The sequence below is a fragment of the Streptomyces misionensis genome (assembly GCF_900104815.1).
Taxonomy (GTDB): domain Bacteria; phylum Actinomycetota; class Actinomycetes; order Streptomycetales; family Streptomycetaceae; genus Streptomyces; species Streptomyces misionensis.
In genome coordinates, this window is the sequence record NZ_FNTD01000004.1 from 7,735,357 (window position 1) to 7,761,284 (window position 25,928).

Sequence of the window (25,928 nt, forward strand, 5' to 3'; positions counted from 1 at the left end):
GTACGGCCGTCCCCGGGGGCCGGCGACGGCTTCGCCCACCGTGATCACCGTCTCACGGGGTCCCGGGAGCCGCGCGGCCGTTGATGCGTTCCGGTGAATGCCGGGCCATGTCGCCCAGGGAATCCCCGGGTCTTTGGCGCAGCGCCCGCATCGTGGTGACTCCGCCGTGCGTCGCGCGGGGCGGAGGGCGGAGGATGCATGGCCGGCGGCGACGCGGAGCGCGTCTTCATCGGATCGTTCACGTCGGCCGGCGGGCCGGGCATCGTCGTCGCCCACCGGGACCCGGGCAGCGGGGCGCTGACCGCGACGGGCGTCGTCCGGTCCGTAGCGAACCCGTCGTACCTCGCCGTGCGGGGCACCGTCCTCTACGCGGTCTCCGAGACCGTGGCGGGCGCGGTGGCCGCGTACACCATCGACGCACCGGTGCCCCGGCCGCTCGGCGAGCCCGTGCGGGTGCACGGCGACGAACCGACCCATCTGTCGCTGACACGCGACCACCTGCTGACGGCCAACTACGGCTCGGGCAGCGTCAGCGTGCTGCCGCTGACCGCCGAGGGGATGCCGCTGCCCCCCAGCAGCGTGCTGCGCCACGTCGGCTCCGGCCCGGACCCGAACCGCCAGACGTCCGCGCACGCCCACCAGGTCGTGCCCGACCCGACGGGCCGCTGGGTGCTCTGCGTCGACCTCGGTACCGACTCGGTCCGGGTGTGCGTACTGGACGAGCACACGGGCGAACTGCGCGCGCACGGCGCGACCGGGCTGCCGCCGGGCACCGGGCCCCGGCACCTCGCGTTTCACCCGTCAGGCGAACACGCCTACATCCTCGGCGAGTTGAGGCCGACGGTGACCGTCTGCCGGTGGGACGCCACCGTCGGGGCACTCCGGCCGGTGGGGGAGACCCCGCTGTTCCCGGACGGCCCGGACGTCCCCGTGCAGCCCTCGGCCCCGGTGGTGTCCCCGGACGGCCGGTACCTGTGGGCGGCGGTGCGCGGCACGGACACCGTGGCCGTCCTCGCGCTCGACGCCTCCGGCGACCGGGCGGAGTTGGTGACGGCCGTACCGTGCGGCGGCCGCTGGCCGCGCGACCTCGTGCTCGACCCGCCCGGCCGCAGGCTGTACGCCGCCAACGAGCGCTCGGGCGAGGTGACGTGGTTCGACCTCGACACCACGACGGGCGTGCCCCGGCCCGCCGGATCGCTGCCCGTGCCCGCCGCCAGCAGTGTCGCCTTCGGATGAGGGCGCTCCGTACGAGGACGAGGGAAGAAGATGGCCGACGGACAGAGCCAGAGAGAACGCATCGTGGTCGGGGTGGACGGCTCGGAGGGGTCGAAGCAGGCCCTGAACTGGGCGGTGCGCCAGGCGGCACTCACCGGCGGCTGGGTGGAGGCGGTGATCGCCTGGGACGTCCCGCAGTTCCACGGCGCGCTCGGCTGGCTGCCGCCGTCCAGCTCCGACGAGGCCGTCATGGAGGGCCGGGCCCGCGACGACGTCACGCGCGCGGTGGAGGAGGCCGTGGCGGCGCACCCCACGGTGCAGGTCAGCACGGTGGTGCGGTACGGCACCCCCGCCGGTGTCCTGCTCGAAGCCGCCCGCGACGCCGCGCTGCTGGTCGTCGGCAGCCGCGGCCTCGGCGGCTTCAAGGGGCTGCTCCTCGGCTCGGTCGCCCAGCACTGCGTCCAGCACGCACCCTGCCCGGTGCTCGTCCTCAGGGGTCAGGAGGACTGAGACCCGGCCGCCGCCAGCCCGCGCACCCAGGCGGGATCGGGGTTGACGTACGGCAGGCCCCCGACGACCACCGTCGGTACGGTCTCGTCACCGCCGTTGGCCGCCCTGACCACCGCCGCGCCGTCCGGGTCCCGCCAGATGTCGACCCAGTGCAGCCGGCGGGCACGGAGGCCGAGCCGCAGTCGCAGCCGCAGGCAGTAAACGCAGCCCGGCCGCCAGTAGACGACCGCACGCCCGTCCGAGGCGCTCCGGCTCAGAGCCTCGGACGCACTGACCGAACGCGGGAAGATCACAGGGGAGTTGGCGGCCGCGACGGCGAGGAACGCCAGGGCGAACACCACGGCCTGGCCCCCGCGGCCCGCCAGCGACAGACCGGTCGCGGCGACGGCTCCGCAGAGCACCAGGCCAGGGCGAACACCACGGCCTGGCCCCCGCGGCCCGCCAGCGACAGACCGGTCGCGGCGACGGCTCCGCAGAGCACCAGCAACAGCGGAACGGCCCGAGCGCGTCTCATGGTGACGCAGACTACCCGGACCTGCGCGGTGCACGGCGACCGGTGCTCCGGGCACCGGGACGGGGCGCCGGGTGCCCGCCGGGGTGACGGGCCGCACCCGGTTCACCCGCGGCTCACCACGGTTCGATCGGGCGGGTCGCGATCCGGTGGCCGTCGGGGGCGAGGAGGTGGCCCATGCGTTTGACGGTGCGGTGGGCGAGGATGCGGTCGGTGATCTCCAGGGACGGCAGGCGCGCGCCGAGCGTGGTCTCGCGGTGCTGGACGGCGCCGATGTCGCGCAGCCAGTAGGTGGCGAGGATGTTGGCGGGGCCGGTGACGGCGGCCACGAGCCGGCACTCGGGCAGGGTGGCGAGCGTGCGGTGGAGCGCGTTGACATCGCGGACCGGGGCCCGGCCGCGGAAGGTCACCGCCACCGGCAGACCGGTCAGCGCCGGGGCCATGTCGCAGCGGAAGGCGACGATGTCGGCCGCGGTGAGCCGGTGCAGCCGTCGCCGGACGGTGGCGGCGCTGGTACCGGTGTGCTGGGCCAGCTCCGCCAGCGGCAGCCGGCCGTCCTCGGCGAGCGCGCGCAGCAGTGCGCGGTCGAGTCCGTCCAGCGGCGGCGCGGCCCCGGCGCCCGGGTCCCCGGCACCGGCCCGGTCCAGCGCGGTGAGCTGAGCGGCGTCCAGCGAGCCCAGCCGCCAGCGCGTCCCGTCGGCGTACAGCGATGTCGCGTGCAGGCATTCGACGCCGGTCACGTCGGGCAGCGCGGCAAGCTCCTCGGTGAGGAAGCGGTGCAGGGCGACCGGGTCCGGCGTCAGGACGTCGAGCAGCAGGTCCGCGGTGCCGGGAGCGGTGAGTTCCACGGTGACCGCCTCGGTCAGCTCCGCCACCCGAGCCGCGAGCCGTTCCCGGGCGGCCGGCGCACAGCGCAGCAGCACGAACGCGGTGCAGCGGGTCCGCGCGAAGGTCCGGCCGGGCACCGCGGACAGCCACGCCAGCCCCCGCCGGGTCAGCCGCTCCCAACGACGGGCCAGCGTCACCGCCGTGGCCCCGAGCAGCGGCGCCAGATCGGACCAGGCGGCACGCGGACGGATCTGCAACGCGTGCACGAGAGCGAGGTCCAGCTCGCTGATCATGTCCGAATCCGTCACCTCGGCCATCCTCCGCGTCTGTTTCCTGCCAAGTTCACCACCGGTTCGGATGGTTGCCGCACTGTAGCCACCACCTCGGGTTCCAGCCAAGGGGAGAGGGTGTGACCGTGACCGGAGCAATGCGCCGCGGCCGGGGGCTGCTGGCCTGCATGGCGGTGATCGTGGTGTGCAGCGGGGTCGTACAGGGCTATCTGACGCCGCTGCTGCCCGTGGTCGGGCGGCGGGTCGGGATCTCGGGCGTCGGCCAGAACGACCTGTATCTGCTGTCCCAGCTGGCGTTCGCCGCGCTGACACCGCTGCTGTCGCGCTGGGGCGACATCCACGGCCACCGCAGGCTGCTGCGGATCGCCGTCGCCATGGTCGCGGGCGGCTCACTGCTCATCGCCGTGGCCCCGACGACCGCGACCCTGGCGGTCGGCATGGTGTTGCAGGGCGCCGTCGTCGGCTTCTTCCCGCTGCTGGCCGGAATCCTGCGCTCGCGCGCCCCGGAACACGGCCGTACGGGCATGTCGGTCCTGGTCGGCGCGCTGCTCCTGGCGATCGGCGTGGGCGGTCTGGTCGCCGGGTCGCTGAGCGAGGAGCACGCCTTCGCGGGGCTGTGGACCGCCGTGCCGTTCGCCCTGCTCGCCCTCGCCGCGGCCATCGCGCTGCCGGACAGCGCGGCGCCCCGCGCGGGCCGCTTCAACACCCCCGCCGCGGTGCTGCTGACCGTGGGGCTGGGCGCGCTGGTGCTCGTCCTGGCCCAGGGCGGCACCTGGGGCTGGGCCTCCGCGCGGTCCATGGCGGCACTGGCCGTGGCGGTGGTGTCGCTGACGGCCTGGATCGGCGTCGAACGGCGCTCCGCCCACCCCCTGGTGGACGTCGGACTGCTGCGCAACCCCCGGCTCGCCGTCGTCAGCGCGCACACCTTCTGCGCCGCGTTCGGCACGATCGGCTTCCTCGGCGCGAACGCCGTGTTCCTGGGCGCGGACCCGGACGGCGACGGCTACGGCCTGGGGCTGGGCTCCCAGGCGATCGCGCTGGTCTCGCTCGCGATGGTCGTCGCCGGCTGTGCCGGTTCCGCCGCCACACCGCGGCTGGCCCGGCTGGTCGGCGACCGTACGGCCCTCGCGGCGGGCGGCTGCGTCGGCGCGGCCGGCTTCCTGCTGCTGGTGTTCCTGCACCGCACGCTGCCCGAATACCTCCTCGGCGCCCTGGTGGTGGGGGTCGCCACGGGCATGTTCGAGGCCGCCACCCGCACGCTGTCCGCGGAGGTCGTCGAGGAGGCCGAGACCGCCCTGTCCGTCGGCCTGAACGAGCTGGCCCTCTCCCTCGGCGCGGCCATCGGCGCCGCCGTGATCGGCGCGCTCTTCGCCGCCCACCCGGCCACCGGCCAAGGCATCGGCCCCGCAGGCTACCTGTGGACCTGGTCGGTGTGCGCCACCGTCGCGCTGGCCGGCGCCGCGGTCGGCCTGCTCCTGCGGGAGACGGCCGCACCGGGCCGGGCGCGGGCGTTCGGGCCTACGGCGAGCGGGGAGGCGGCATGAGCGACCGGACGACGGACACGGCGGACGGCGGGCGGGGGAGCCGGGGGGAGGCGCACCGCGAACGAGCGATGACCGAGGCCGCGGACACCGTGCGCCGCGCCCGGGACACCCTCGTCGGGCTGAGCCACAGTCTGCACGCGGAGCCCGAGACCGCGATGCGGGAGTACAAGTCGGCCGCGAAGGTCGCGGCGGTGCTCGACGGCGCCGGGTTCTCGGTGACGCCGGGGGCCGGCGGCCTGCCCACCGCGCTGGTCGGCACCTACGGCACCGGAGACCTGGTGGTGGCTCTGTGCGCCGAGTACGACGCGTTGCCGGGGATCGGCCACGCCTGCGGGCACAACGTCAACGGAGCCGCGGCGGTCGGCGCGGCACTCGCGCTCGCGGCGGTGGCGGACGCCGTCGGCATCACCGTCAAACTCGTGGGCACCCCGGCCGAGGAGGACATCGGCGGGAAGGCGCTGCTGCTGGAGGCGGGCGTCTTCGACGACGTGGCGGCGGCCATGATGGTGCACGCCGCGCCGGAGGACTCCGTCGGCGCGTCCTCGCTGGCCGTCGGCGCCTGGGACGTGACCTTCCGCGGCCGGCCCGCCCATGCGGCGCTCGCTCCGTGGGAGGGGGTCAACGCCCTCGACGCGATGACGCTCGCCCACACCGCGGTGGGCCTGCTGCGCCAGCAGCTCCCGCCCGGCACCCTGGTCCACGACATCGTGCTGGAGGCCGGTCACGCGGTCAACGTCATCCCCGAACTGGCGCGGGGCCGCTACGAGTTGCGGGCCCGCACCACCGAAGACCTCGGCCGGGCCCGGGAACGGGTGCGGGCCTGCCTCGAAGCGGGCGCGCTCGCCACCGGGGCGGAACTCGAACTCACCGCCCACGGGCGCGACTTCGCCGATCTGCGGCAGGACCCGTTCCTCACCGCCGCCTATGTGCGGGCCGCCCGTGCCCTGGGCCGCGAACCGGTGCCCCGGCACGGCGAGGTCATGGCCTCCACGGACATGGGCAACGTCTCGCACGCCGTGCCGTCCCTGCACCCGACCATCGGCTACGACACCGGGGGAGCCCTTCAGCACACCGAGCCGTTCGCCCGTCACGGCACCAGCCCCGGCGCGGACCAGGCCGTCGTGGACGGCGCGACCGCCCTGGCCCGGGTGGGCGTCGAGCTGGCCACGGACCCCGCCGGCCGGCGGCGGTTCCTGGACCTGGTCGGCGAGCGGACGGCGGGCGGCGCGCCCGGTGCCCGGAGCTGACCGGTTCCGTTCCGCGGGCCGCTTGGCCGCTCCGGCCGGTCGCACCCGCGGCCCGCGGCCCGCGTCCCGCCCGGCCCCGGGGCCGTCACCCCCTGCCCTGCCCGTCCTCGTCCTTCCCGTCCTTGTCCTCCGCGTACTCGTCCTCCCCGTCCTCGTCCGCGTCGTGATGGACGATCCCGTCCTCGTCGAGCACCGGATGGATGCGCTCGGGCGGGTGATTGCCGGTGTCGGACGGGCGGGGTCCCTCCGGCCCGTCGGGACCCCAGCGCAGCATGCGGCGGCTGCGGATGATCCGGTAGGTGGTGTCGAAGACCTCCAGCTCGTTGCAGCGGCCGGTGCGCAGCCGCTCGGAGGCCTCGGCGTACGCGACCAACTCCGGTGGGGCGTCGGGGTTTCGGGCCACCTCGGTGCGGGCGTCGGCCTCCCGGTCGGCGTCCACCGGGAGCAGCCCCTGGGTACGGGGTTCCAGCCAGGTCAGGAAGAAGTCCAGCGATCTGCGGGCGGCGTGCGCGGTCGGGTGCGCACGGCTGACGGGCTCCCAGCCGCGGCCGTCGCGCTCCACGACCGCGAACGTCGTCGGCAGCAGCAGCACGTCCGGGTGGGTGCGCAGGGCCCGGCGGGACTCCTCGATGACGTGGTCGGGGAAGCGGGAACCGGCGTAGACGAAGTTGCGCAGGGCCAGCCGTTCGGTGGCCAGGGCCGGGGTGAGCGGCGCGTCCGGGTCCAGCACCAGGTCGGCGTCGACCCGCCGCTCCCTCGGGCCGAGGCCCCAGTCGGGGACCAACGGCTCGGGATCGGTCGGACGCGGCAGCTCGATGCCGTTGACCCCCGAACCGGCGTACTCCTCGGCGCGCACGACCCGGTAGCGGGTGCCGAGCACGGTGAGTTCGTCCACCGGCTCGGTCTCCAGCCGGGCGACCGCGGCCAGCAGGGCCCGGCGCTCCGCCCGGTCCTTCGCCTCGTCCTTGGCGCGGAACCACAGCAGTGAGTTCAGGCTGTCGCGCGACATCTGCGGGAAACCGGCCGTGACCGGGACCACCACTCGCCAGCACTGCCCGTCCTCCGGGCGCTGCGCGACCACCCCGAACAGCGGGCCGCGCACCGCCACTTCGCCCGCGCTCAGCACGGCGTCGGCGGCGTCGGCCTCCATGGCGGCCTCGACCGGTGCCACCGGAACGCGCACCACCACCGGCCGGACCGCGCCCGGCCTGACATCCCCTGGATCCATGGCGCCCATCCTGCCGACCGGACGGCGTGCCCAGCGCCGTTTTCGGCGAAATGCCTGTCCTGTCAGGGAAATCCGGCCAACCCGCGCCCGCCTCGCCCGTCCCGGCTTCTCACCCGTCCTGGAGCCGGCGCAGGGCTTCCTCGGTGGCCCGGTCGTCGGGCAGATAGGCCAGGAAGTGATGGCCGGGCTCCTCGACGGCGGCCAATTTCACGTACCGCAACCGGAGTTCGCCCGCCGTCGGGTGCAGGAAACGGCGCACCGAGGGATGGAAGGCGGCGGTCTCCCGATGGTCGTACCAGCGGGCCGCGTCGGCGTCGTACCGCAGTTCCTCGACGAGTTCGGCGAACCGCGTATCCCGCGGCCGGCGGGCGGCCCGGGAGCGGAACTGGCCGAGCAGCGCCCGGGCGTCCTGCTCCCAGTCGGCGAGCAGGGTCCGGGCCGGCGGCCAACGGAACACCAGCCACAGGAGGTTGCGCTGTTTGGGGTGCAGCCGCGCGGGATCGGTCAGCAGTGCCGCGTACCCCGCGTTCCAGGCCAGCAGGTCCCAGTGCGGGTCGAGCACCACGGCCGGGTGGGGCGTCATGGCGCGCACCAGGCTCAGCAGATTGGGCGACACCCAGGTGGGGGCGTCGGACGGCGGGTCGTCCGCCACGAAGGACAGCACGTGCGCGGTCTCCGCTCCGTCCAGCCGCAGCGCCCGCGCCACCGCCCGCAGCACCTGTTCCGAGGTCCGCACCCGCCCCTGCTCCAGCCACGTGTACCAGGAGACGCTGATGCCGGCGAGCTCGGCCACCTCGGCCCGGCGCAGCCCCGGCGTGCGGCGCCCCGGGCCGTCCGGCAGACCCACCTCCCCCGGCGTCAGCCGCTCCCGGCGGGACCGCAGGAAGGCCCCCAGCTCGCGGCGGGGGAGTTCCCGTACCCCGGCCGCCGAAGCCCCGGCCGTGGCGGTCTCCGGCCTGCCGCGCGTCATCGTGCCCCTCCTCGCCGCACCGGGCGCCCGCCGGTGCCGGCCCCCTCGTCCGATGCTGCCGCGACCAGGGGCCGGGCCGCACCGGCAGGCTGTGAGCGATGGTAATAGGCAGCGAACTCCGCCTCCACGGCCCCGGTGCTGGACTGGTGCAGGACCGCGACCGCCGCGGTCCGCGTCCTCGTCCGATCTCCCAGGAAGGAGCGCCGCGTGGTCACCACCACCGCGCCGCGACCGGTGGCCGCCCTGTCCCCGTCCGCGCTGCGACTGCTGCGCACCGCCGGTTTCGTCAGCAACTTCGACCGCTTCTGCATCGCCCCCATGCTGGTCCTGATCGGCCCCGACCTCGGAGTACCGCTCGCCACCGTGGTGCTGGCCGCGAGCGGCTACTACCTGGCCTACGGGCTGATGCAGCCGGTGTGGGGCGCGGCCAGCGACCGGTGGGGCAGGGTGCGGGTGATGCGGGTGTCGCTGGCCGGGGCGGCGCCGGCCGCGCTGGTCTCGGCCCTCGCCCCCGACGCGCCCGTGCTGATCGGGGCCCGGGTGCTCACCGGCGCGTGCTTCGCCGCCGCCATCCCCGCCTCGCTGACCTACGTCGGCGACACCGTGCCCGCCGCGGTACGGCAGCGCCCGCTCAGCGAACTGATGACCGCGTTCGCCCTGGGCACCGCCCTGGCCACCGCCGTCGCCGGAGCGCTGGCCCACTACCTCACCTGGCGGCCGGTGTTCGCCCTGCCCGGTGTCCTCGCCGGCTTCCTCGCCATGGGCCTGCGCCGCCTGCCCGAACCCGCGCGGCCCCGCTCCGGATCGCTGCTCGCGCCCTTCGGTACGGTCCTGCGCTCGCCCTGGCAGTGGTACGTCATGGCGGTGGCCCTGCTGGAGGGGGCGGTGCTGCTCGGCTTCCTGACCTATCTCGCCCCGGCCCTCGAAGCGCACGGGGTGCCCGTCGCCCTGGCCGGCGCGGTGGCGGCCCTGTACGGGGCCGGGGCCATGGCGGCGTCCCAGGCGGTGAAACGGCTCGTGGGCCGGTGGTCCCCGGCGGCCCTGATCGTGGCCGGCGGCGCCCAGACGGCCGTGGCCTACCTGCTCGCCGGCTACCGGCAGTCCACCGGCCCGCTCGTCGTGGCCGCGCTGCTCCTCGGCGGCGGCTGGTCCTTCCTGCACTCCACGGTCCAGTCGTGGGCGACCACCCTGTGCCCGGCGGCCCGGGCGACCGGCGTGGCCCTGTTCGGCGTGGCCCTGTACGGCGGCGGCGCCCTGGCCGGCGGGCTGGCCGCCGCCACCGCGCAGGCGGGCGCCTACCGGCCGCTGTTCTGGCTGGCCGCACTGCTCAGCGTGCCGCTGACGGTGGCCGCGGCCGCGGGACGGGCGCGGTACCGGTGAGCGCGCCGCGACGGGTTGCCTCACTGCAGGGGGATGTCGGGTTCCTCGGCGGTGCGCGGACCGAAGTAGCGCCGGTCGGACTCCTCGATGGGGACGTCGTTGATCGAGGCCTCGCGGCGGCGCATCAGGCCGTTGTCGGCGAACTCCCACAGCTCGTTGCCGTAGGAACGGAACCACTGGCCTTCGGCGTTGTGCCATTCGTACTGGAAGCGGACGGCGATGCGGTTGCCGTCGTGGCTCCACAGGCTCTTGCGCAGCACGTAGTCGAGCTCGTGCTCCCACTTGTCGGTGAGGAAGCGGATGATCTCGTCGTGCCCGGTGAGGAAGAGGTCCCGGTTCCGCCAGACCGAGTCCTCGGTGTAGGCGAGGGCGACCCGCCGCGGGTCACGGGTGTTCCAGACGTCCTCGGCGGCCCGCACCTTGGCCTGGGCGCCTGCGAGGTCGAACGGGGGCAGGGGCGGACGTGCTTCGGTCATGGCGGGACGTCCTTCGCGGGCTGTTCGGTCGATCGGCCTCGGCACGGGGCGGGACGCCCTCGGGGGTGGTACTCGATCTCGGCCGTCTCTCCTTCGTCTTGGACGACAACCCGTCCGCGGCCACCGCACGCCCGCCCCGCCGTGGACGCCCGCGCGCACCCGGTGACCTCACTCCCCGGACGGCGTGCCGCCGAGGACGTCGAGCAGCCGGTCCGCGGGCAGCGCCGGCAGGGTGTGACCGGCGAAACCCGTGGTCGTCGTCGCGGCGAGCAGGGAGTTGAGCACGGCTTCCTCGACGGCGTCCAGGACGGCCTCGAACAGCGGACCCAGTGCGGCGTCCGCCGGCGGGGCACCGGCCGCCGGGCGGGTGCCGAAGGCGAGGGCGTAGTCGCCGCTGCCGTGGCCGTAGGCGGCGCCCGTGCGGGCCAGCGCGAACACGGCCCGCCGTGCGACGCGGGTGAGCTGCCGGGCGTCCAGCGGGGCGTCCGTGGCCACCACGATCATGCAGGAGCCGTGCTCCGCGACCGGGCCCGTGCCGCCGGTCAGGCCGAGCGACCGCGGGGTGACGGTGCGGCCGAGCACCCGCAGCGTGCCGCCGAAGTTCGCCTGCACCAGCACCCCGGCCGTGTACCGGCGGCCCGCCAGCTCCGGTGTGCGCGAGGCGGTGCCGATGCCCGCCTTGAAGCCCAGGGCGCCCGTGCCGGTGCCCGCGCCGACACAGCCCTCGGCCACCGGCCCGCCGGTCGCCTGGTCGAGGGCGGCCCGCACATGCTCCTCGCGCACCGGCCGGGAGCGGATGTCGGACAGAAGGCCGTCGTTGCACTCGCCCACGACCGGATTGAGGCTGCGCACCTCGGCGCAGTCCGGCCGTTCCAGCATCCACCCGACGACGGCGTCGGCGACCCGGAACGCCGACAGGGTGGAGGTCAGCAGCACCGGGGTCTCCAGCGTGCCCAGCTCGGACAGCTGGGTGGTGCCGATCAGCTTGCCGTAGCCGTTGCCGGTGAACACCCCGGCGGGCAGCGGATCACGGGGGCCGACCGTATCGGGCACGACGGCGGTCACCCCGCTGTGCACATCGGGGTGCCGGCGGACGGTGGCGTGCCCGACCCGCACCCCCGGCACATCGGTGATCGCGTCGAGCGGGCCGGGGGCGAACTCCCCGATGAGGATGCCGAGATCGCGGGCCCGGGGCCGGGCGGCCCGCGCTGAGCCGAGGTGAGCCGTGGGTTCCATACGGCCGCACGCTACCGGCGGGACACCGATCGCCGCGTACGTCCGCGAGCCGACCGCCGCCGACCCGGACACCCGGGCGACCGTGCTGATCCCGCGGACCGAGCCGGAACGGCGGTCGGCAGCGGCTGCCGCAGAGCCAGCGGGGCGGCGCCGTGGCCCGCGCCGGGCGGGACACGAACGCGGCGATCTGCCGTCTCAGGCGACCCCAGGCCCCGCACCGCGGGGATGATGAGGCATGCGCCCGGATGACTGGCACCTCACCGACGACGTCGACGACTTCCTCGCCCGAGCCGGGGACTTCCTGCGTTCACGCCCCGCCCCGCACACCATGGCCCTGACGGTGCTCGAAAGGCTGCGCACCCACGGACCGCGCGAACTCGGCCCGGGATCACCCCTCTTCGGCCTCCTGGAGTCGGACGGCCGGATCGACGCCGCCTTCTTCCACCTCCCCTCGCGCGGTCTCAACCCCACCCCCCTCACCCCCGGGCAGGCCGACGCCCTCGCCGCCCGCCTGGCCGCCGTCGGGCACACCCACCCCTACGTCACCGCGGACCACGAGACCGCCACCGCCTACGCGGAGGCATGGCACCGGCACACCGGCGCGGCCCCCGCCCCGCGCATCCGGATCCGCCTGTACCGCCTGGGCACCCTGACCCCGCCGAACCCCCTCCCGGAAGGCCGGCCCCGGCCTTCCTCCGCCTACCACCAGGATCAACTTCTCCAGTGGGTCCGCGAATTCGCCGCATCCGTCGGGGAAACCCCCACCACCGCCGACTCCTGGCCCACCTCCCGCTTCGCCGACAAACACTTCACCTTCTGGGAGACCCCGGACGGCACCCCCGTCTCCCTCGCCGGCTCCACCGCACTGATCGGCGGCATGGTCCGGGTGGACCCCGTGTACACCCCGTCCCGCTTCCGGGGCCGCGGCTACGCGAGCGCCGTGACGGCCGAGGTCACCCGAGCCGCCCTGGCCGCGGGCGCGACCGACGTCGTCCTCTTCGCCGACCCCGAGAACCCCACCAGCAACGCCCTTTACCAGCGGCTGGGCTACGAGCGGCTGACGGACTGGGCCGTGTACGACTTCTCCTAGAAGAGGCACGCGGTTCGGCTCCGCCCGAGAGGGCCGGGCGGCTCCGCGCGACGAGGCGTCAGTATCCCGTCAAGTCCGCACCGGTCCTCGTCAGTGTCCCGTCAGGGCCGGTCCCCCGGCCGGGGCGGCGGCATACCGTCGACACGGAGCCCCGGTCCGCTTCCTCCGGGCGTCCGGGGCTTCCTTCCCCTTCGCACACACGCTGCCCTTCCGGGAGGCACCCCATGACGGAACTCCGCCACGGCGACGAACACGGCGACGAGCCCGAGCCCCCTGATCGGTCCCCGGCCGGACTTCTGTACGTCCCGGTCCGGCCGGGCGCCTTCGGATGCGCGACCCGCCTGCTGCGCACACCGCTCGGCGAACGCACCGCCGTCGCCTTCACCTCCGCCGGCCGGCTGACCGCCACCCTGGGCCCCGACCAGGCGTGGATGCGGCTGGCGGAACCCGCCCTGCGCACGCTGACCGCGCCACTCGGCGTCACCACCCTGACGGTGGACCCACAGCTCACCGCCCCCTGCCCGGCCCAGGCGCCGGTGCCCCGCTCCCGCAGCCGCTCCAGCGGCCCGCGAGTCGTCGGCGCGGTCCACGCGACCACCGCGACGGCACTCGTCTCCGTACCGACGAAGTGGATCCGCTGAGAGGGCCCCGCACGATGACCACCGTCCACGAACCCGCCGTCGCGCACGCCATGGGGGATCTGTCCCTCTGGCCCGCCTCCACCACGCACGCCGGCCACGGTGACCTGGCCGTGGGCGGCGTCCCGCTCACCGAGATCGCCGAGCGCTTCGGCACTCCCGTCTACGTCATGGACGAGGCCGAGGTCCGCGACCGCTGCCGCACCTACCGGGCCGCCTTCCCCGACGCCGAAATCCTCTACGCGGCCAAGGCGTTCCTGTGCCGCGCCATGGCCCGCTGGGCGGACGAGGAGGGCCTCGGCCTGGACGTCTGCTCCGCCGGTGAACTCCAACTCGCCGTCACCACCGGCTTCCCGCCCGAACGGATCGTGCTGCACGGCAACGCCAAGACGCCCCGCGACCTGGAGACCGCCCTGCGCCTGGGCGTCGGCCGCATCGTCATCGACAGCCCCTCCGAGATCGCCCGGCTGGCCGCCGCGGTCGGACCCGGCGGCCGCCAGAAGGTGATGGTCCGCGTCGTCCCCGGCATCGACGCGGGCGGCCACGCCAAGATCCGCACCGGCACCGAGGACCAGAAGTTCGGCCTCTCCATCCGCGACGGCTACGCCCAGCACGCCATCGCCCGCATCCTCGACCAGCCCCGGCTGGAACTGACCGGGCTGCACTGCCACTTGGGCTCCCAGATCACCAGCGTCAAGCCCTATCTGGTCGCCGTGCGCCGGATGACCGGCCTGATGGCCCGCCTGCACCGGCAGCACGGGCTGGTGCTGCGCGAACTCGACCTGGGCGGCGGACACGGCGTCGCCTACCGCCCCGGCGAGCAGGCGCTGGACCTGACCTCGCTGGCCCACCGGGTGAGTGCCGAACTGACCGGGGCCTGCGCGGCGGCGGGGCTGCCCGTGCCGCGCCTGATCATCGAACCGGGCCGGGCCATCGCCGGCCCGGCCGGGGTCTCCCTCTACCGCGTGCTGTCCGTGAAGCACACCGGCGAGACGGTGTTCGTGGCGGTGGACGGCGGCATGAGCGACAACCCGCGCCCGGCCCTGTACGGCGCCGGCTACACCCCACGCCTGATCGGCCGTCCCGCCACGCCCGAACGGGCCCGGGCGACCGTGGTCGGCCGCCACTGCGAAGCGGGCGACGTCATCGCCGAGGACGTGTCCCTCCCCACGGACATCCGCCCCGGCGACCTGCTCGCCGTCCCCGTCACCGGCGCCTACCACTTCTCCATGGCCTCCACCTACAACCTGATCGGCCGCCCGCCCGTCGTCGCCGTACACAACGCCCACGCCCGCCTGCTCGTCCGCCGGGAGACCCTGGAGGACATCCGCCGCAGGGACGTGGGCCTCTGATCCGGTCCCGGTGACCGGGTGCCGGTCGCGGGCCTGCGGCCCGACCCGGTCACCCGGGGACGGGGCGGGCGCCGGTCGCCGCCAGGGACAGGTCCCAGAGCCGGGCGGCCGCGTCGGGATCGACCGCGTACGCGCGCACTCCGCCGTCGTCCATCGGGCGGTCGGCGGCGGAGACGGCCGCGATGTCGCAGTCCTCCAGGTAGAGCCCGCCCCGGCCGTCGAGGAGGGAGGACGTGGCCGCCCACAGACCGGTCGCGGCGCCCTGGGAAGGCGTCTTGAATCCGGCGCCGATCACCCTGCCGTCCGCGTCCACCCAGCCGCGGTCCATCTGTTCCCGGAGCGTCATCTCCCGCTGGAGCCCGGTGATGATCTTCCCCGGGTGGAGCGCGAACGCCCGTATGCCGTCCGCCCGTCCGAGCGCGTCGAGATGGACGGCGAACAGGGAGTTCGCGGTCTTGGCCTGGCCGTACGCCAGCCACTTGTCGTAGCCGGTGCGAAAGTGCGGGTCGTGCCAGCGGACGCCGGTCAGGGTGTGTCCCGCCGAGCTGTTGACGACGACACGCGCACCGTCGGCGGCGGCCAGCAGGGGGTGGAGCTCGCAGACGAGAAGGAAGTGGCCGAGGTGGTTGACCGCCAACTGGCCCTCCCAGCCGGGCCCGACGCGGCGCTCCGGGGTCGCCATCACACCGGCGACGGCCATCAGCAGGTCGAGCCGGTCCAGCAAGTCGCCGATCCGCTCGGCTGCCGCCCGCACGCTGCCCGGGTCGGCCAGGTCCATGGCGACGACCTCGGCACCCGCCACGTCCGCGAGCGCCGCACGGGCGAGGTCGGGCCGCCGTGCCGGTACGACGACCCGGGCCCCGGCCGCCGCCAGACTCCGGGTGGTCTCCAGCCCGAGCCCCGAGTAGCCCCCGGTCACCACGGCGGTGGTGCCCGAGAGGTCGAGGCCGGCCATGACGTCTTCGGCGGTGCTGAGGGCGGAGAAGGGCGAGCCGATCGGCCGCTGTTCGGTGGTGGTCATGCGGCCGACGCTACGATCTCGAGCGAGGTCTAGATCAAGTCGTACGGGGGCGGGACATGGCGACCGAGGAGTGGCTGAGCATCGGCGAGGTGGCCGAGCGCACCGGGCTCAGCGTCCACGCACTGCGCTTCTACGAGCGCGAGGGCCTGCTCGTCGGACCGGTCCGGCGCACCGCGGGCGGACGGCGGCGCTACACCGGTCTCGACGTCGACTGGCTGCTGATCTGCGTCAGACTGCGCGAGTCCGGCATGCCGCTGGCCGACCTCGGACGCTTCGCCGAGCTGGTGCGCCAGGGCCCGGGCAACGAGGCCGAGCGCCTGCGCCTCCTCGACGCCCACCGGCAGCGCGTCGACGCCCGGATCGAGGCGCTGGAGGAGTGCCGCTCGATCATCGCCTGGAAGTCCGGCGTCTACGCCGAGCACCTCGCGCGGGGTGAGGCGGGCGGCCTCTGGGATCCGACGGCCCGGGCCGTGACGACCGTCGACGGCTCGGGTGACAAGGCGGACGACGAGCATGAGTGACACGGAGTACGAGTTCCGCGCGGCCCGGCCCGAGGACGCCGCGGCCATCGAGGCGCTCGACGGCTCCTTCACCACCCGCACCGTCTTCCATGTGGCCGTCACGGAGCACGGGTTCGCCCTCCGGGAGGTCCCGGTGGACCCGCCCCTGCGCAAGGTCTTCCCGGCCGAGGAGACAGGAGCCGCCGATGCCCCCGGGGCCGGCGAGGACACGGACAGCCGTACCTTCGTCGCCCTCGCCATGGACGGCAGCCTGGCGGGCTTCGCCACCGTCGGCTACGCCGCCTGGAACCGGCGGCTGGTCGTCGAGGACATCGCGGTCGCCCCGGCCCACCGGGGCCGGGGCATCAGCCGTGCTCTGATCGGTCACGCCGTCGCGTTCGCCCGTGAGCGCGGCGCCGTGCACATCTGGCTGGAGGTCACCAACGTCAACGCTCCGGCGATCCACGCCTACCGGCGGTTGGGCTTCACCTTCTGCGGACTGGACACGGCGCTCTACGACGGCACCCGCTCGGCGGGCGAACAGGCCCTGTACATGAGCATGCCCTGCCGTTGAGCGACCGGCGCGGGTGACCGCGACCGGGTCCGGCGAACGTGTTCGTTACGATCAGCGGTGTGACAGCGAGAAGAGAGCCGCTCAGCCGCCGGGAGCGCCCGGCGAAGCCCGCCCTGTCCCGGCAGTGGATCGTGGACACCGCCGTGCGGATCATGCGTGCCGAGGGGCTGGAGAAGGTGACCATGCGCCGCCTCGCACAAGAACTGGACACCGGGCCGGCCTCGCTGTACGTGTACGTCGCCAACACCGCCGAACTGCACGCGGCCGTGCTGGACGCGCTGCTGGGGGAGGTCGAGCTGGTCGGCGACGCGGCCGGGGACGGTTGGCGCGACCAGCTCCTGGCGGTGCTGACGTCCTACACGCTCGTCCTGTTCGAGCACCCGCAACTCGCCCGGTCGGCCCTCGTCGCCCGTCCCAGCGGCGAGAACTACCTGCGGCTGGTGGAGCGGATCGTCGACCTGCTCGCCCGCAGCGGCGCTTCCCGCGAGCAGGTCGCCTGGGGCGTCGACAAACTGCTCCAGGACGCAACGGCCACCGCCGCCGAGCAGTCGGCGCGGGAGCACGACCCCGCGGCCGAGGACGACTGGAACGCCCTGGCCCGCGCATTGCACGCCACGAGCCGGACCACTCATCCGGCGATCACGGCGCACATGCCCGTTCTGCTCAGCGGTTCCGTCACGGACCGCATGCGCTGGGGCTTCGACGTCCTCGTCAACGGCATCCTGCACACGCCCGTCCCCGGCACGGCGGACTGAGCCGCGCCCACTCCCGTCTCCTGAGGCCCTGAGGCCCTGAGGCTCTGAGGGCGGGTCGTCCGTCGCCCGCACCCGGTCCCTGCCCCGCGCATCTCCGACTCGAACTTGTTCGTAACGAACGCGTTCGTTATGGTGAAGGCGTTCGGTCGGCGACTTCATGGCGGAGCCTCCCGGGGGCTCCGCCGTGGCCGCGCGCACACCACTTCGGGAGGCCCCTGATGACCACCAGCCACTACCCTGTCGCGATCATCGGCGGGGGACTCGGCGGCCTGACGGCCGCCCGGCTCCTCAGCGTCCACGGAATCGACGCCACGATCTTCGAGGCGGAGGCCTCCGCGGGCGTCCGCACCCAGGGCGGCATGCTCGACATCCACGAGGAGGACGGGCAGGAGGCGCTGCGCGCGGCCGGCCTCCACGACGAATTCCGCAAGATCATCCACGAGGGCGGACAGGCCATGCGCCTGGTCGGCCCCGACGGCACCGTCCACCTCCGCGAGGAGGACGACGCCGACCGGGGCCGCCCGGAGGTGGACCGCGGTGACCTGCGCGACCTGCTGCTGAACTCCCTTCCGGACGGAACGATCCGCTGGAACAGCAAGGTGTCCGGAGCCCGGCCGCTGGGCGGCGGACGCCACGAGGTGGCCTTCGCCGACGGTTCCGTCATCACCACCGATCTGCTGATCGGAGCCGACGGCGCCTGGTCGCGGATCCGGCCGCTGGTCTCGGCCGCCCGGCCCGCCTACACCGGCATCTCCTTCGTGGAGACCGATCTGCTGGACGCCGACGCCCGCCACCCGCGCAGCGCGGCCCTCGTCGGCGGCGGGTTCTTCATCTGCCTCGGCGACCGGCGCGGCTTCCTCGCGCACCGGGAGACCGACGGCAGCCTCCACGTCTACACCGCGCTCAAGGCCGACGAGGACTGGCTCGACACGATCGACTTCGGCGACCCCGCGGCCGCCAAGGCGGCGGTCCTCGCCCACTTCGAGGGCTGGGACGAGGGCTTGCGCAGCCTCGTCGCCGACGCCGACGGCACGCTCACGCCCCGCCGCATCCACGCCCTGCCCGTCGGGCACCGCTGGGACCGTGTCCCGGGGGTCACCCTGCTGGGCGACGCCGCGCACCTGATGTCCCCCTTCGCCGGCGAGGGTGCCAACCTGGCGATGCTCGACGGCGCGGAACTCGGCCAGGCGATCGCCGCGCACCCCGGCGACGTCGAGGCCGCCCTCGCGGCGTACGAGGAGGCCCTCTTCCCGCGCGGCGAGGCGTCCGCCGTGGGGTCCGCGGCCAGCATGGACACCATGTTCGGCGAGGACGGCCTGGAAAGGACGGTCGCCTTCTTCACCGGCGCCCAGGGCCGGGAACAGCCTGGGGCCGAGCTGGCTTGAACTATATGTTCAAAACGAACTGTTGACATCGTGTCACGTCTCCCCGCATCCTCGTGCCATGTCGTCAACTTCCGACCAGCGCACCGACCCCTTCAAGCCGCCGCGGCCCGAGCAGGCGCGCGCGGCCCGCGTCCACGCGTCCCTGATGCGCATCGCCGAGCGGCACGCGGCCACCGAGGCGCAACGCCACCGCCAGATCCACCCGGTGGTCCTCGGGCCGCACGAGGCCGTCAGGCTCGTGTCGTTCCTGCTGAGCGGGGCCGCGCACCCCGAAGACGGCGAACCGGAGGTGGACCAGGCCGACATGACCGCCGCGCTGAGCCTCGTCCCGCTGGTCCGGGCGGAGATGGACGAACTGGAGACCTCGCTCCTCCGGATGGCGCGCGGGCGCGGCATGACCTGGCAGGAGATCGCCTTCGGACTCGGACTGGGCACCCCGCAGGCGGCCAGACAGCGCTACGAACGTCTGGCGAGCCGCGCCGCGGCCGACGAGGAGGCCCTGGAGTGAGGGGCGCAGCGCGCGGCCGGGACTCAGGGAAGGATGGAATCGATGTAGCCGCCGTCGACGCGGAGGGCGCCGCCCGTGGTGGCGGAGGCGAGCGGCGAGGCGAGGTAGACGACCATGTTGGCGATCTCCTCGGGCTCGATGAGGCGTTGCAGCAGCGACTGGGGGCGGTACCTGACCATGAACTCGCGCTGCGCCTGGTCCCAGGGCAGTTCGTCGCCGACGAGTTCGCGGACGAACCCCTCCACGCCGCCCGTGCGGGTCGGTCCGGCGATGACGGAGTTGACGGTGACTCCGGTGCCGGCGGCGTCCTTGGCGAAGCCGCGGCCCACGGCGAGCAGCGAGGTCTTCGTCATGCCGTAATGGATCATCTCGGCGGGGATGACCACCGCCGAGTCGCTGGCGAGGTTGAGGACCCGGCCCCAGCCCCGCTCCTTCATGCCGGGCAGACAGGCGCGGATGAGCCGTACGGCGGACAGGACATTGACCTCGAAGTAGCGCCGCCACTCGGCGTCGTCGATCTCCAGCGGAGCCGCGGAACCGAAGATGCCGAGGTTGTTGACGAGGATGTCGACCGCGGGCACGGCCTCCAGCACGGCGGCCGTGCCCTGCTCCGTCGCGAGGTCCCCCGCGGCCCCGGTGACATGCTCGCTGCCGGAGGCGGCCCGCACGTCACGGACCGCGTCCGCGACGCGGTCCTCGCCGCGACCGTTGACGACGACGTGCGCACCCGCGCGGGCGAGTCCGACGGCGATGGCGTGCCCGATGCCCTGCGTGGAGCCGGTGACCAGGGCGGTACGGCCGGAGAGATCGATCTGCATCTGCGGTCCCTCGTCGAGGTGGTGGGTACTGCGGCCGTGGCCGGAAACGGGCTCACCATCCCTGCCCGCCGACCGGCAGCCCGCACACCCGGACCGCTCCGCGGTTACGCCATCCGCCGCGCCGGTTCCCACGATCGCCCCGGGCACCCGGGGGAGTGAGGAACCCGTGCGGCCGGGTCTCGCCCGTGCGGCGCGAGACCCGGCCGGTGCCGCTACTTCAGGTCGACGGCGTTGACGGACAGGCCGTTGTCGACGGCGTAGTACGGCCGGACGCGGGCCCGTCCGCGCGGCGTGTCCTCGAACACGGTCACGGGGTACACGTACACGTTCTTGCGCTCCCGCACATCGCCGAACCAGCCGGCGACGCGCACCGGTTCGGCCCGGCCGGAGACGCGCACCGACAGGTCCCACAGGTCCTGCTGCTCGCGGTGGAGCCGGGCGACGGTCGCACACGTCACGGTGGCGTGCAGCAGCCCGTCCTCGTCGCGGTGCCAGGTCGGCTCCAGGACGGGGAGGTCGGTGTCGCCGCGGTGCCGCAACTCGAAGCCCTCGATGTCGGCGTCGGTTCCGAACAGCCGTACCGCCACGCGGATCTCGCCGTCGTCGATGTCGATGTCCTGGGCCTCCGCGTGCACCTCGGCCTCGCGGGCGGTCAGCGCCACGAAACCGTCCACCGTCGTGTAGGGGAGCCAGGACCGCACCGGGGACAGCCGCGGGTCGGGCTGGAAAGCGACCAGGCCGCGCAGGTCGAGCAGATCGCTGCGCAGGCGCTTGCGCGGGCCGCGCGCCGGATCGATCCACAGGTCCCAGACCGCGTTGCCCAATGCCAGGGTGGGCTCGATGGCGGCGCTGAGGCCTCCCCGGTCGTCGGGGACCAGCGGCACCCGCAGGGTCGTACGGTTCTCGCCACCGCGCCTGATTAGCAGCAGCTCCCCCTGGTCGACCGGGGCGGTCGCGGCCGGTACGACGCGCAGCGACCCGTCGGAGGCGGCGTGCACGCTGCCGCTCATCCTCGGTGCCGCCTTGGGGGCGGCCGTCCGGGCCGCGTCCGCCTGCTTGGCGCGGGGGCGCAGCAGACGGCTCCAGCGGGAGGGGCGGGCCGGCGCCGCGGTGGAGTCGTGGGCGCCGAGTTCGCGGAACAGCTTCTCGTACCGCGCGGCGATCGCCGCGGGGTCGAACCGCGCGGCGTTGCGCAGGGCGGCGGCGCCCATCGCGGCCCGGGCGCCGTCGTCGTCGATCAGCCGGAGCAGGCCGTCGGCGATGGAGTTCACGTCGCCCGGCGTGACAAGGAGGCCGTCCTCGCCGTCCCGGATGATCTCGCGGGGGCCGAGCGGGCAGTCGGTGCTCACGACGGGGACGCCGCAGCGCATGGCCTCCACGATGGTCATGCCGAAGGACTCGCTGTCCGAGGTCACCGCGGCGATCGAGCCCTTCACCCACTCCGCCTCGATGGGCGAGGCCAGGCCCATCAGATGGACCTTGTTGTACAGGCCGAGCTCGTTGATCAGGGCGCGCAGCTTGCCGTGCTGGCTGCCGTCGCCGTAGATCCGCAGCTGCCAGTCGGGGTGCTTGGCGGCGACCTTCGCGAAGGCCTGCACGAGCAGGTCGTACCGCTTGATGACGGCGAGGCGCCCCGCGGCGACGATGGTCTTGGCGGCGGGGTCGGCGGGGGACACCGCGGGCGCCGGGACGCTGTTGGGGATGGAGTAGATCGGCAAGCCGGGGATGGCCATGTCGCGCCGGTAGTTCTCGGCGTCGGCCTCCGAGACGGTGACGAACGCGTTCAGACGCGCGTAGTTCTCCTTGAGGTCCGGCAGCAGCGCCTCGGGGTGCGAGGCGAGCGTGATGTGCTCCTGGCCGATGCTCAGCGTGCGTTCGGTGGCGAAGCGCGCGGCGTACACGTTCAGCCCGGGGCGGGTGCCGATGAGCACGTCGGGGGCGTTCTCCCGGAAGTGGGCGGCGGCCCGCTCGTCGGTCATCGTGCTGTACTGGCGGTAACGGGCCTCGGCCGCCGGGAAGACCTCGGCCGGTACGGCCCGGTCCTTCTCCGGCACCTCACGCGTGTCGATCAGGCTGGTCAGCTTGATCCGCGGGTCCATGGCGAACAGCGGTGCGTCCTTGGACTGGAAGACCGAGACGATCTCCACCTCGTGGCGCTCGGCGAGCGCCTCGGCGAGATTGATGGTCGTCCGATTTGTCCCACCCAAACCGTACACATTATGGATAAGAAACGATATTCTCATTTAATTCTCCTAGTGTAAGGCATAGGTGGGGTATGCCAAAGAAGGGGAAAGTGGAATCTGAGTGCTGGCTGAGAGCAAACTAGTAGAAGTATTTCACAAATTTCACCCGATTTTCACGGAGAGGTCATAGGGCTGGTTCCCGCGGGTTCCGCGGCCCCGAAACGAGCACGGCTCCTTCCCTCGCGGTGAGGGAAGGAGCCGTGCTCCGTAAGGGAGTTGAACCCGCCGGCGCGGGTGGCCGCCCCCGAGGGGGGTGGGTGGCCGGTGCTCAGGCCCAGCCGGACGGGGCGCGGCCGGGCGCCGCCGGCGCCCGGCAGACCTCCGAGTGGGTCGCCGAGGACGCGGAACGGAGGTGGTGGGGGAGCGCCGGTTCAGTTGAGCTCGTCGGGGTGGGGGCCGGTGCGCAGGTCGCGGTCGAGCGCGGCGATCGCCGTCATCTCCTGCTCCGTCAGCGCGAAGTCGAAGACGTCGAGGTTCTCGCGGATGCGGGCCGGGGTGACCGACTTCGGAATCACGATGTTGCCCAGCTGGAGGTGCCAGCGGATGACGACCTGAGCGGGGGACTTGCCGTGCCGGGCGGCGATGTCGGTGATCGCCGGGTCGTCGAGCACCGCGCCCTGGGCGAGCGGGCTCCATGCCTCCGTGGCGATCTTGTGCTCGGCGTGGAAGGCGCGCAGAGCGGCCTGCTGGAGGCCGGGGTGCAGCTCGATCTGGTTGACGGCCGGGGTCAGCGTCGCCCCGTCCAGCAGACGCTCCAGGTGGCCGGGCTGGAAGTTGGAGACGCCGGCGGCGCGGATGCGGCCCTCCGCGGCGAGGCGCTCCAGGGCTCGCCAGGAGTCCCGGTACAGGTCGCGGGCGGGGGTCGGCCAGTGGATCAGGTACAGGTCGACGTAGTCGAGGCCGAGCTTGGCGAGGCTGGTGTCGAAGGCGCGCAGGGTGGCGTCGTAGCCCTGGTCCGCGTTCCACACCTTGGTGGTGACGAACAGCTCTTCGCGGGGCAGCGCGGCGGCGGCCAGGGCGCGGCCGACGCCGGTCTCGTTCCCGTAGATCGCGGCGGTGTCGATGCTGCGGTAGCCGGCCTCCAGCGCCGAGGTCACGGCGGCGGTGGTCTGCTCGTCGGGCACCTGGAAGACGCCGAAGCCGAGCTGGGGGATCTCGACGCCGTTGTCGAGGGTGACGGTGGGGATGGGGGAGGAGGCCATGGTGTGCGGATGCTCCTTGAGGTGGCGCGGGGCCCCTGAGGGCGGATGTACGACTTGCCTGGGTGCCGGTGGGACCGGGGTCCTGGCACTTGTTCGAGAATAGTTGCGGGCGCCTCATATGTGCAAACGCGGGTAGTGTGTTCCGACTGGGTGGCGGCGTCGGTGAAGGCGGTGGCACCCCGGAGCGCCCTGGGTCGACCTGCTGGAGCGGTCCGTCGGCGTGTCAGCCCCGTGTCAGGGGCCCGTGTCACTCTCTTTCACGTGAACGACCCCGGCGACGGAAGGGGGGTCGGGAGCGAGGAGAGGTGCCCGGAGCGGCTGATCGGGGACCAACGAGCCACGCCTCAAGGTCGGATCCCCAGGGATCCACGCAGGTTCGAATCCTGCCCTCTCCGCACCGCGCGGTACGGCGCCCACCCGGGAGCACCCGGTGGGCGCCGTGCCGATGCCGTGCGGTCGGCCGGCCTTCCCGGCCGGCCCCGCGATGCGCGGCGGGTCGCACCGCGGTCGAGTTCAGTCCGCCGACCCACCGTGGCCTATGGGGCATGGCTCAGGGCGCCAGGCAGGTTCAGGGGCCGGCCGCCGGTCGGGGGAGTGCGCCGGTGAGCGCGAGGGCGACGAGTCGCGCGGCGAAGTCCTCGTCGAGCGGGGCGCCGCTGATGAGGGTGCGGGTGAACAGCGCGCCGCTGACGGCCTCGATCACCAGGCCGGGGTCCGCGTCCGGGGCCAGTTCGCCCCGCTCGATGCCCCGGCGCACCATGACGGCGCCGCGCTCGAGGCGCTCGGTCCAGTAGGGGAGGCGGCGGTCCGGCAGGGAGTCGTCGCGTTCGACGCTCAGCCGGAGCAGCGCCTCGCCCTGCGCCGTCGCGAGCAGCCGCGCCAGCGTGCCGAAGTAGGCGACGAGGTCGTCATGGACGCGTCCGGTGTCCGGAACGGGCATCGCCGCGTCGAGCTGCTCGGTCAGCGCTTCCAGGATCAGGTTCTCCCGGGTTCCCCACCTCCGGTAGACGGAGGTCTCGTGGACGCCGGCGGCACGGGCGACGGCACCGACGGTGGTGCCGGCGAGCCCGTGTTCGGTCAGGACGTCCACCGTGGCGGCGAGGACGGCGGAGCGCATGCGGGCTCCTCGGCGGCGCAAGGGCGGTGCGTGCTGGTCGGAGGAGGCCATGCTCAACCCTAACGCAAGGCCACTTGCTTTACCTCCGAGCCGGGCGTACGTTCATCGCAAGGTGACTTGCGTTAAGGGGTCTCGCGGCCCCGGGTCGCCGCCGTGTCAAGGAGGCCATGTCATGGAGCAGATGCTCGCCGCCCGGCTGCACGTTCCCAGCCGCACCCTGCGGATCGAGGAGGTGGCGAAGCCGGTGCCCGGCCCCGGCCAGGTCCTGGTGAAGGTGGAGGCCGCGGGCGTCTGCCTGTCGGACGTCCATCTGATCGACGGGACCCTCACACCGCTGCTGCTGCGCGGCGACACGGTCACCCTCGGGCACGAGGTGTCCGGCACCATCGCGGAGACCGGGCCGGGCGTCACCCGTTGGACCCCGGGCCGGCGGGTCGTGCTGTACGCCGGCGAGATCCGCGACGGTGTCACCTACACCCGTGGCGTGGACTACGACGGCGGCTGGGCCGAGTACGCGCTCTCCGCCGAGGGCGCCCTCACCGAACTGCCCGACACCATCCCCTTCGACCAGGGCGCGATCATCCCGGACGCGGTCTCCACCCCGTGGGGCGCGATCACCGTCACCGGTGCCGTGAAGCCCGCCGAGGCGGTCGGCGTCTGGGGTGTCGGGGGACTCGGTGTCCACGCCGTCCAGTTGCTGCGGGCCGTGGGCGCGTGCCCCGTCATCGCGGTCGACCCCAATCCCACCGCCCGCGAGCGCGCCCTCGCCCACGGCGCGGACCTGGCGCTCGACCCGGCCGACCCGGCGTTGCGCGAGCGGATCGGCGCGGCGACCGGCGCCGCGGGTCTCGCCGCCGCGTTCGACTTCGCCGGTGTGCCGGCCGTGCGCGAGCAGGCGCTGAAGGTGCTCGCGCCCAAGGGACGGCTGGTTCTCGTGGGCCTGACCGACAAGCCGCTGACCGTCGCCGACGGCACCCGCTTCAGCTACCTCCAGCAGCAGATCCTCGGCCACTACGGCTCCGACATGCCGGTCGCGCTGCCGCAGTTGCTGTCCCTGATCCGGGGCGGCCGGCTGGACTTCTCCCGCTCGATCAGCGGCGAACTCCCGCTCGCACAGGCCGCCGAGGCGGTGGAGCGGCTGGAGAACAAGACCGGCGACCCGATCCGGCTGATCCTGCGCCCCTGACCGCGAGCCGCCCGCCCCGGCCCGTGTCCCACGCATCGGCACGGCCCAACTCCGGTTCGGTTCACGCCAGTCGGTCTGCGTGTATCGGCCATCTGTGTCACAGG

General features: G+C 73.9%; 25 protein-coding genes and 1 pseudogene. 15 read left to right on the top strand and 11 right to left on the bottom strand.

The genetic code is table 11. The features are described 5' to 3' along the window. Positions 1-198 precede the first annotated feature (198 nt). Both BLW85_RS35920 and BLW85_RS35925 read left to right on the top strand, forming a co-directional pair. Positions 199-1,236 (top strand): lactonase family protein, encoded by a 1,038-nt coding sequence (locus BLW85_RS35920; RefSeq protein ID WP_074995588.1) that lies wholly within the window; start codon positions 199-201, stop codon positions 1,234-1,236. Positions 1,237-1,266: 30 nt separating this feature from the next. After that, the gene (locus BLW85_RS35925; RefSeq protein WP_070029790.1) at positions 1,267-1,725 is read left to right on the top strand and encodes a universal stress protein; all 459 of its coding nucleotides are present in this window, start codon (positions 1,267-1,269) and stop codon (positions 1,723-1,725) included. On the opposite strand, the gene BLW85_RS39660 is transcribed toward BLW85_RS35925, so the two are convergent. Then, positions 1,713-2,129: a glutaredoxin domain-containing protein gene (locus BLW85_RS39660; protein WP_074996341.1), complete on the bottom strand. Its 417-nt coding sequence runs from the start codon at positions 2,127-2,129 to the stop codon at positions 1,713-1,715. The two genes, BLW85_RS35925 and BLW85_RS39660, sit on opposite strands and share 13 nt — an antisense overlap. Before the next feature lie 223 nt (positions 2,130-2,352). Then, positions 2,353-3,372: an Lrp/AsnC family transcriptional regulator gene (locus BLW85_RS35935; protein ID WP_167381462.1), complete on the bottom strand. Its 1,020-nt coding sequence runs from the start codon at positions 3,370-3,372 to the stop codon at positions 2,353-2,355. A 107-nt stretch (positions 3,373-3,479) separates the two neighbouring features. Between BLW85_RS35935 and BLW85_RS35940 the strand changes: the two genes are divergently transcribed. Then, entirely contained in the window at positions 3,480-4,898 is a 1,419-nt protein-coding gene (locus BLW85_RS35940; protein WP_244174977.1) for an MFS transporter, read from the top strand. Further along, positions 4,895-6,145, top strand: coding sequence for an amidohydrolase (locus BLW85_RS35945; protein WP_239697646.1), 1,251 nt, complete (start codon positions 4,895-4,897; stop codon positions 6,143-6,145). Before BLW85_RS35940 ends, BLW85_RS35945 begins: the two co-directional genes overlap by 4 nt. 85 nt (positions 6,146-6,230) lie before the next feature. Here BLW85_RS35945 and BLW85_RS35950 read toward each other — a convergent pair whose 3' ends face one another. Together BLW85_RS35950 and BLW85_RS35955 are read right to left on the bottom strand one after the other, a co-directional pair. Beyond that, the gene (locus tag BLW85_RS35950; protein WP_074995593.1) at positions 6,231-7,373 is read right to left on the bottom strand and encodes a DUF5954 family protein; all 1,143 of its coding nucleotides are present in this window, start codon (positions 7,371-7,373) and stop codon (positions 6,231-6,233) included. 109 nt (positions 7,374-7,482) lie between these two features. Further along, the gene (locus BLW85_RS35955; protein ID WP_079172541.1) at positions 7,483-8,343 is read right to left on the bottom strand and encodes a helix-turn-helix transcriptional regulator; all 861 of its coding nucleotides are present in this window, start codon (positions 8,341-8,343) and stop codon (positions 7,483-7,485) included. A gap of 207 nt (positions 8,344-8,550) precedes the next feature. Between BLW85_RS35955 and BLW85_RS35960 the strand changes: the two genes are divergently transcribed. After that, entirely contained in the window at positions 8,551-9,723 is a 1,173-nt protein-coding gene (locus BLW85_RS35960) for an MFS transporter (protein WP_074995596.1), read from the top strand. A 20-nt stretch (positions 9,724-9,743) separates the two neighbouring features. Here the strand turns inward: BLW85_RS35960 and BLW85_RS35965 are convergent, their stop codons facing one another. Beyond that, positions 9,744-10,199, bottom strand: a complete 456-nt coding sequence (locus tag BLW85_RS35965; RefSeq protein ID WP_070029797.1) for a nuclear transport factor 2 family protein — start codon at positions 10,197-10,199, stop codon at positions 9,744-9,746. 168 nt (positions 10,200-10,367) lie between these two features. Next, positions 10,368-11,435 (bottom strand): P1 family peptidase, encoded by a 1,068-nt coding sequence (locus BLW85_RS35970; RefSeq protein WP_074995599.1) that lies wholly within the window; start codon positions 11,433-11,435, stop codon positions 10,368-10,370. Between the two features lie 235 nt (positions 11,436-11,670). On the opposite strand from BLW85_RS35970, the gene BLW85_RS35975 reads away from it, so the two are divergent. The 3 genes from BLW85_RS35975 to lysA all read left to right on the top strand — a co-directional run bounded on the left by BLW85_RS35975 (position 11,671) and on the right by lysA (position 14,515). Further along, on the top strand, positions 11,671-12,525 hold the full coding sequence (locus tag BLW85_RS35975; protein ID WP_074995601.1) for a GNAT family N-acetyltransferase: 855 nt from the start codon (positions 11,671-11,673) through the stop codon (positions 12,523-12,525). A 224-nt stretch (positions 12,526-12,749) separates the two neighbouring features. Next, the gene (locus BLW85_RS35980) at positions 12,750-13,166 is read left to right on the top strand and encodes an SAV_915 family protein (protein ID WP_074995604.1); all 417 of its coding nucleotides are present in this window, start codon (positions 12,750-12,752) and stop codon (positions 13,164-13,166) included. Between the two features lie 14 nt (positions 13,167-13,180). Beyond that, positions 13,181-14,515 carry a diaminopimelate decarboxylase gene (lysA, locus tag BLW85_RS35985; protein WP_074995607.1) on the top strand — a complete coding sequence of 445 codons (1,335 nt, stop codon included), beginning with the start codon at positions 13,181-13,183 and terminating at the stop codon, positions 14,513-14,515. A 49-nt stretch (positions 14,516-14,564) separates the two neighbouring features. On the opposite strand, the gene BLW85_RS35990 is transcribed toward lysA, so the two are convergent. Next, positions 14,565-15,536 carry an SDR family NAD(P)-dependent oxidoreductase gene (locus tag BLW85_RS35990; protein ID WP_074995610.1) on the bottom strand — a complete coding sequence of 324 codons (972 nt, stop codon included), beginning with the start codon at positions 15,534-15,536 and terminating at the stop codon, positions 14,565-14,567. Between the two features lie 56 nt (positions 15,537-15,592). Between BLW85_RS35990 and BLW85_RS35995 the strand changes: the two genes are divergently transcribed. The 5 genes from BLW85_RS35995 to BLW85_RS36015 all read left to right on the top strand — a co-directional run bounded on the left by BLW85_RS35995 (position 15,593) and on the right by BLW85_RS36015 (position 19,258). Beyond that, positions 15,593-16,057, top strand: a complete 465-nt coding sequence (locus BLW85_RS35995; protein ID WP_070029803.1) for a MerR family transcriptional regulator — start codon at positions 15,593-15,595, stop codon at positions 16,055-16,057. Continuing rightward, positions 16,050-16,610 (top strand): GNAT family N-acetyltransferase, encoded by a 561-nt coding sequence (locus tag BLW85_RS36000; RefSeq protein WP_074995613.1) that lies wholly within the window; start codon positions 16,050-16,052, stop codon positions 16,608-16,610. The genes BLW85_RS35995 and BLW85_RS36000 overlap by 8 nt, the downstream gene beginning before the upstream one ends. 59 nt (positions 16,611-16,669) lie before the next feature. Beyond that, entirely contained in the window at positions 16,670-17,365 is a 696-nt protein-coding gene (locus tag BLW85_RS36005) for a TetR/AcrR family transcriptional regulator (RefSeq protein ID WP_107409239.1), read from the top strand. A 218-nt stretch (positions 17,366-17,583) separates the two neighbouring features. Beyond that, the gene (locus BLW85_RS36010) at positions 17,584-18,750 is read left to right on the top strand and encodes an FAD-dependent oxidoreductase (protein ID WP_074995618.1); all 1,167 of its coding nucleotides are present in this window, start codon (positions 17,584-17,586) and stop codon (positions 18,748-18,750) included. A gap of 58 nt (positions 18,751-18,808) precedes the next feature. Further along, the gene (locus BLW85_RS36015) at positions 18,809-19,258 is read left to right on the top strand and encodes a DNA-binding protein (protein ID WP_070029807.1); all 450 of its coding nucleotides are present in this window, start codon (positions 18,809-18,811) and stop codon (positions 19,256-19,258) included. Between the two features lie 23 nt (positions 19,259-19,281). On the opposite strand, the gene BLW85_RS36020 is transcribed toward BLW85_RS36015, so the two are convergent. The 3 genes from BLW85_RS36020 to BLW85_RS36030 all read right to left on the bottom strand — a co-directional run bounded on the left by BLW85_RS36020 (position 19,282) and on the right by BLW85_RS36030 (position 23,521). Beyond that, entirely contained in the window at positions 19,282-20,076 is a 795-nt protein-coding gene (locus tag BLW85_RS36020) for an SDR family NAD(P)-dependent oxidoreductase (RefSeq protein ID WP_074995620.1), read from the bottom strand. A gap of 212 nt (positions 20,077-20,288) precedes the next feature. Then, complete coding sequence (locus tag BLW85_RS36025) at positions 20,289-22,292, bottom strand: glycosyltransferase family 4 protein (RefSeq protein ID WP_244174978.1); 2,004 nt, start codon at positions 22,290-22,292, stop codon at positions 20,289-20,291. A gap of 398 nt (positions 22,293-22,690) precedes the next feature. Beyond that, a complete protein-coding gene (locus tag BLW85_RS36030) occupies positions 22,691-23,521 on the bottom strand; it encodes an aldo/keto reductase (RefSeq protein WP_070029810.1) in 831 nt (276 codons plus the stop codon). A gap of 299 nt (positions 23,522-23,820) precedes the next feature. On the opposite strand from BLW85_RS36030, the pseudogene BLW85_RS39665 reads away from it, so the two are divergent. Next, positions 23,821-23,916 (top strand): annotated as a pseudogene (locus tag BLW85_RS39665). A gap of 173 nt (positions 23,917-24,089) precedes the next feature. On the opposite strand, the gene BLW85_RS36035 reads toward BLW85_RS39665, so the two are convergent. Then, positions 24,090-24,638 (bottom strand): TetR/AcrR family transcriptional regulator, encoded by a 549-nt coding sequence (locus tag BLW85_RS36035; RefSeq protein ID WP_074995626.1) that lies wholly within the window; start codon positions 24,636-24,638, stop codon positions 24,090-24,092. Positions 24,639-24,810: 172 nt separating this feature from the next. Between BLW85_RS36035 and BLW85_RS36040 the strand changes: the two genes are divergently transcribed. Further along, positions 24,811-25,824 carry a zinc-binding dehydrogenase gene (locus BLW85_RS36040; RefSeq protein ID WP_074995629.1) on the top strand — a complete coding sequence of 338 codons (1,014 nt, stop codon included), beginning with the start codon at positions 24,811-24,813 and terminating at the stop codon, positions 25,822-25,824. Positions 25,825-25,928 lie beyond the last annotated feature (104 nt).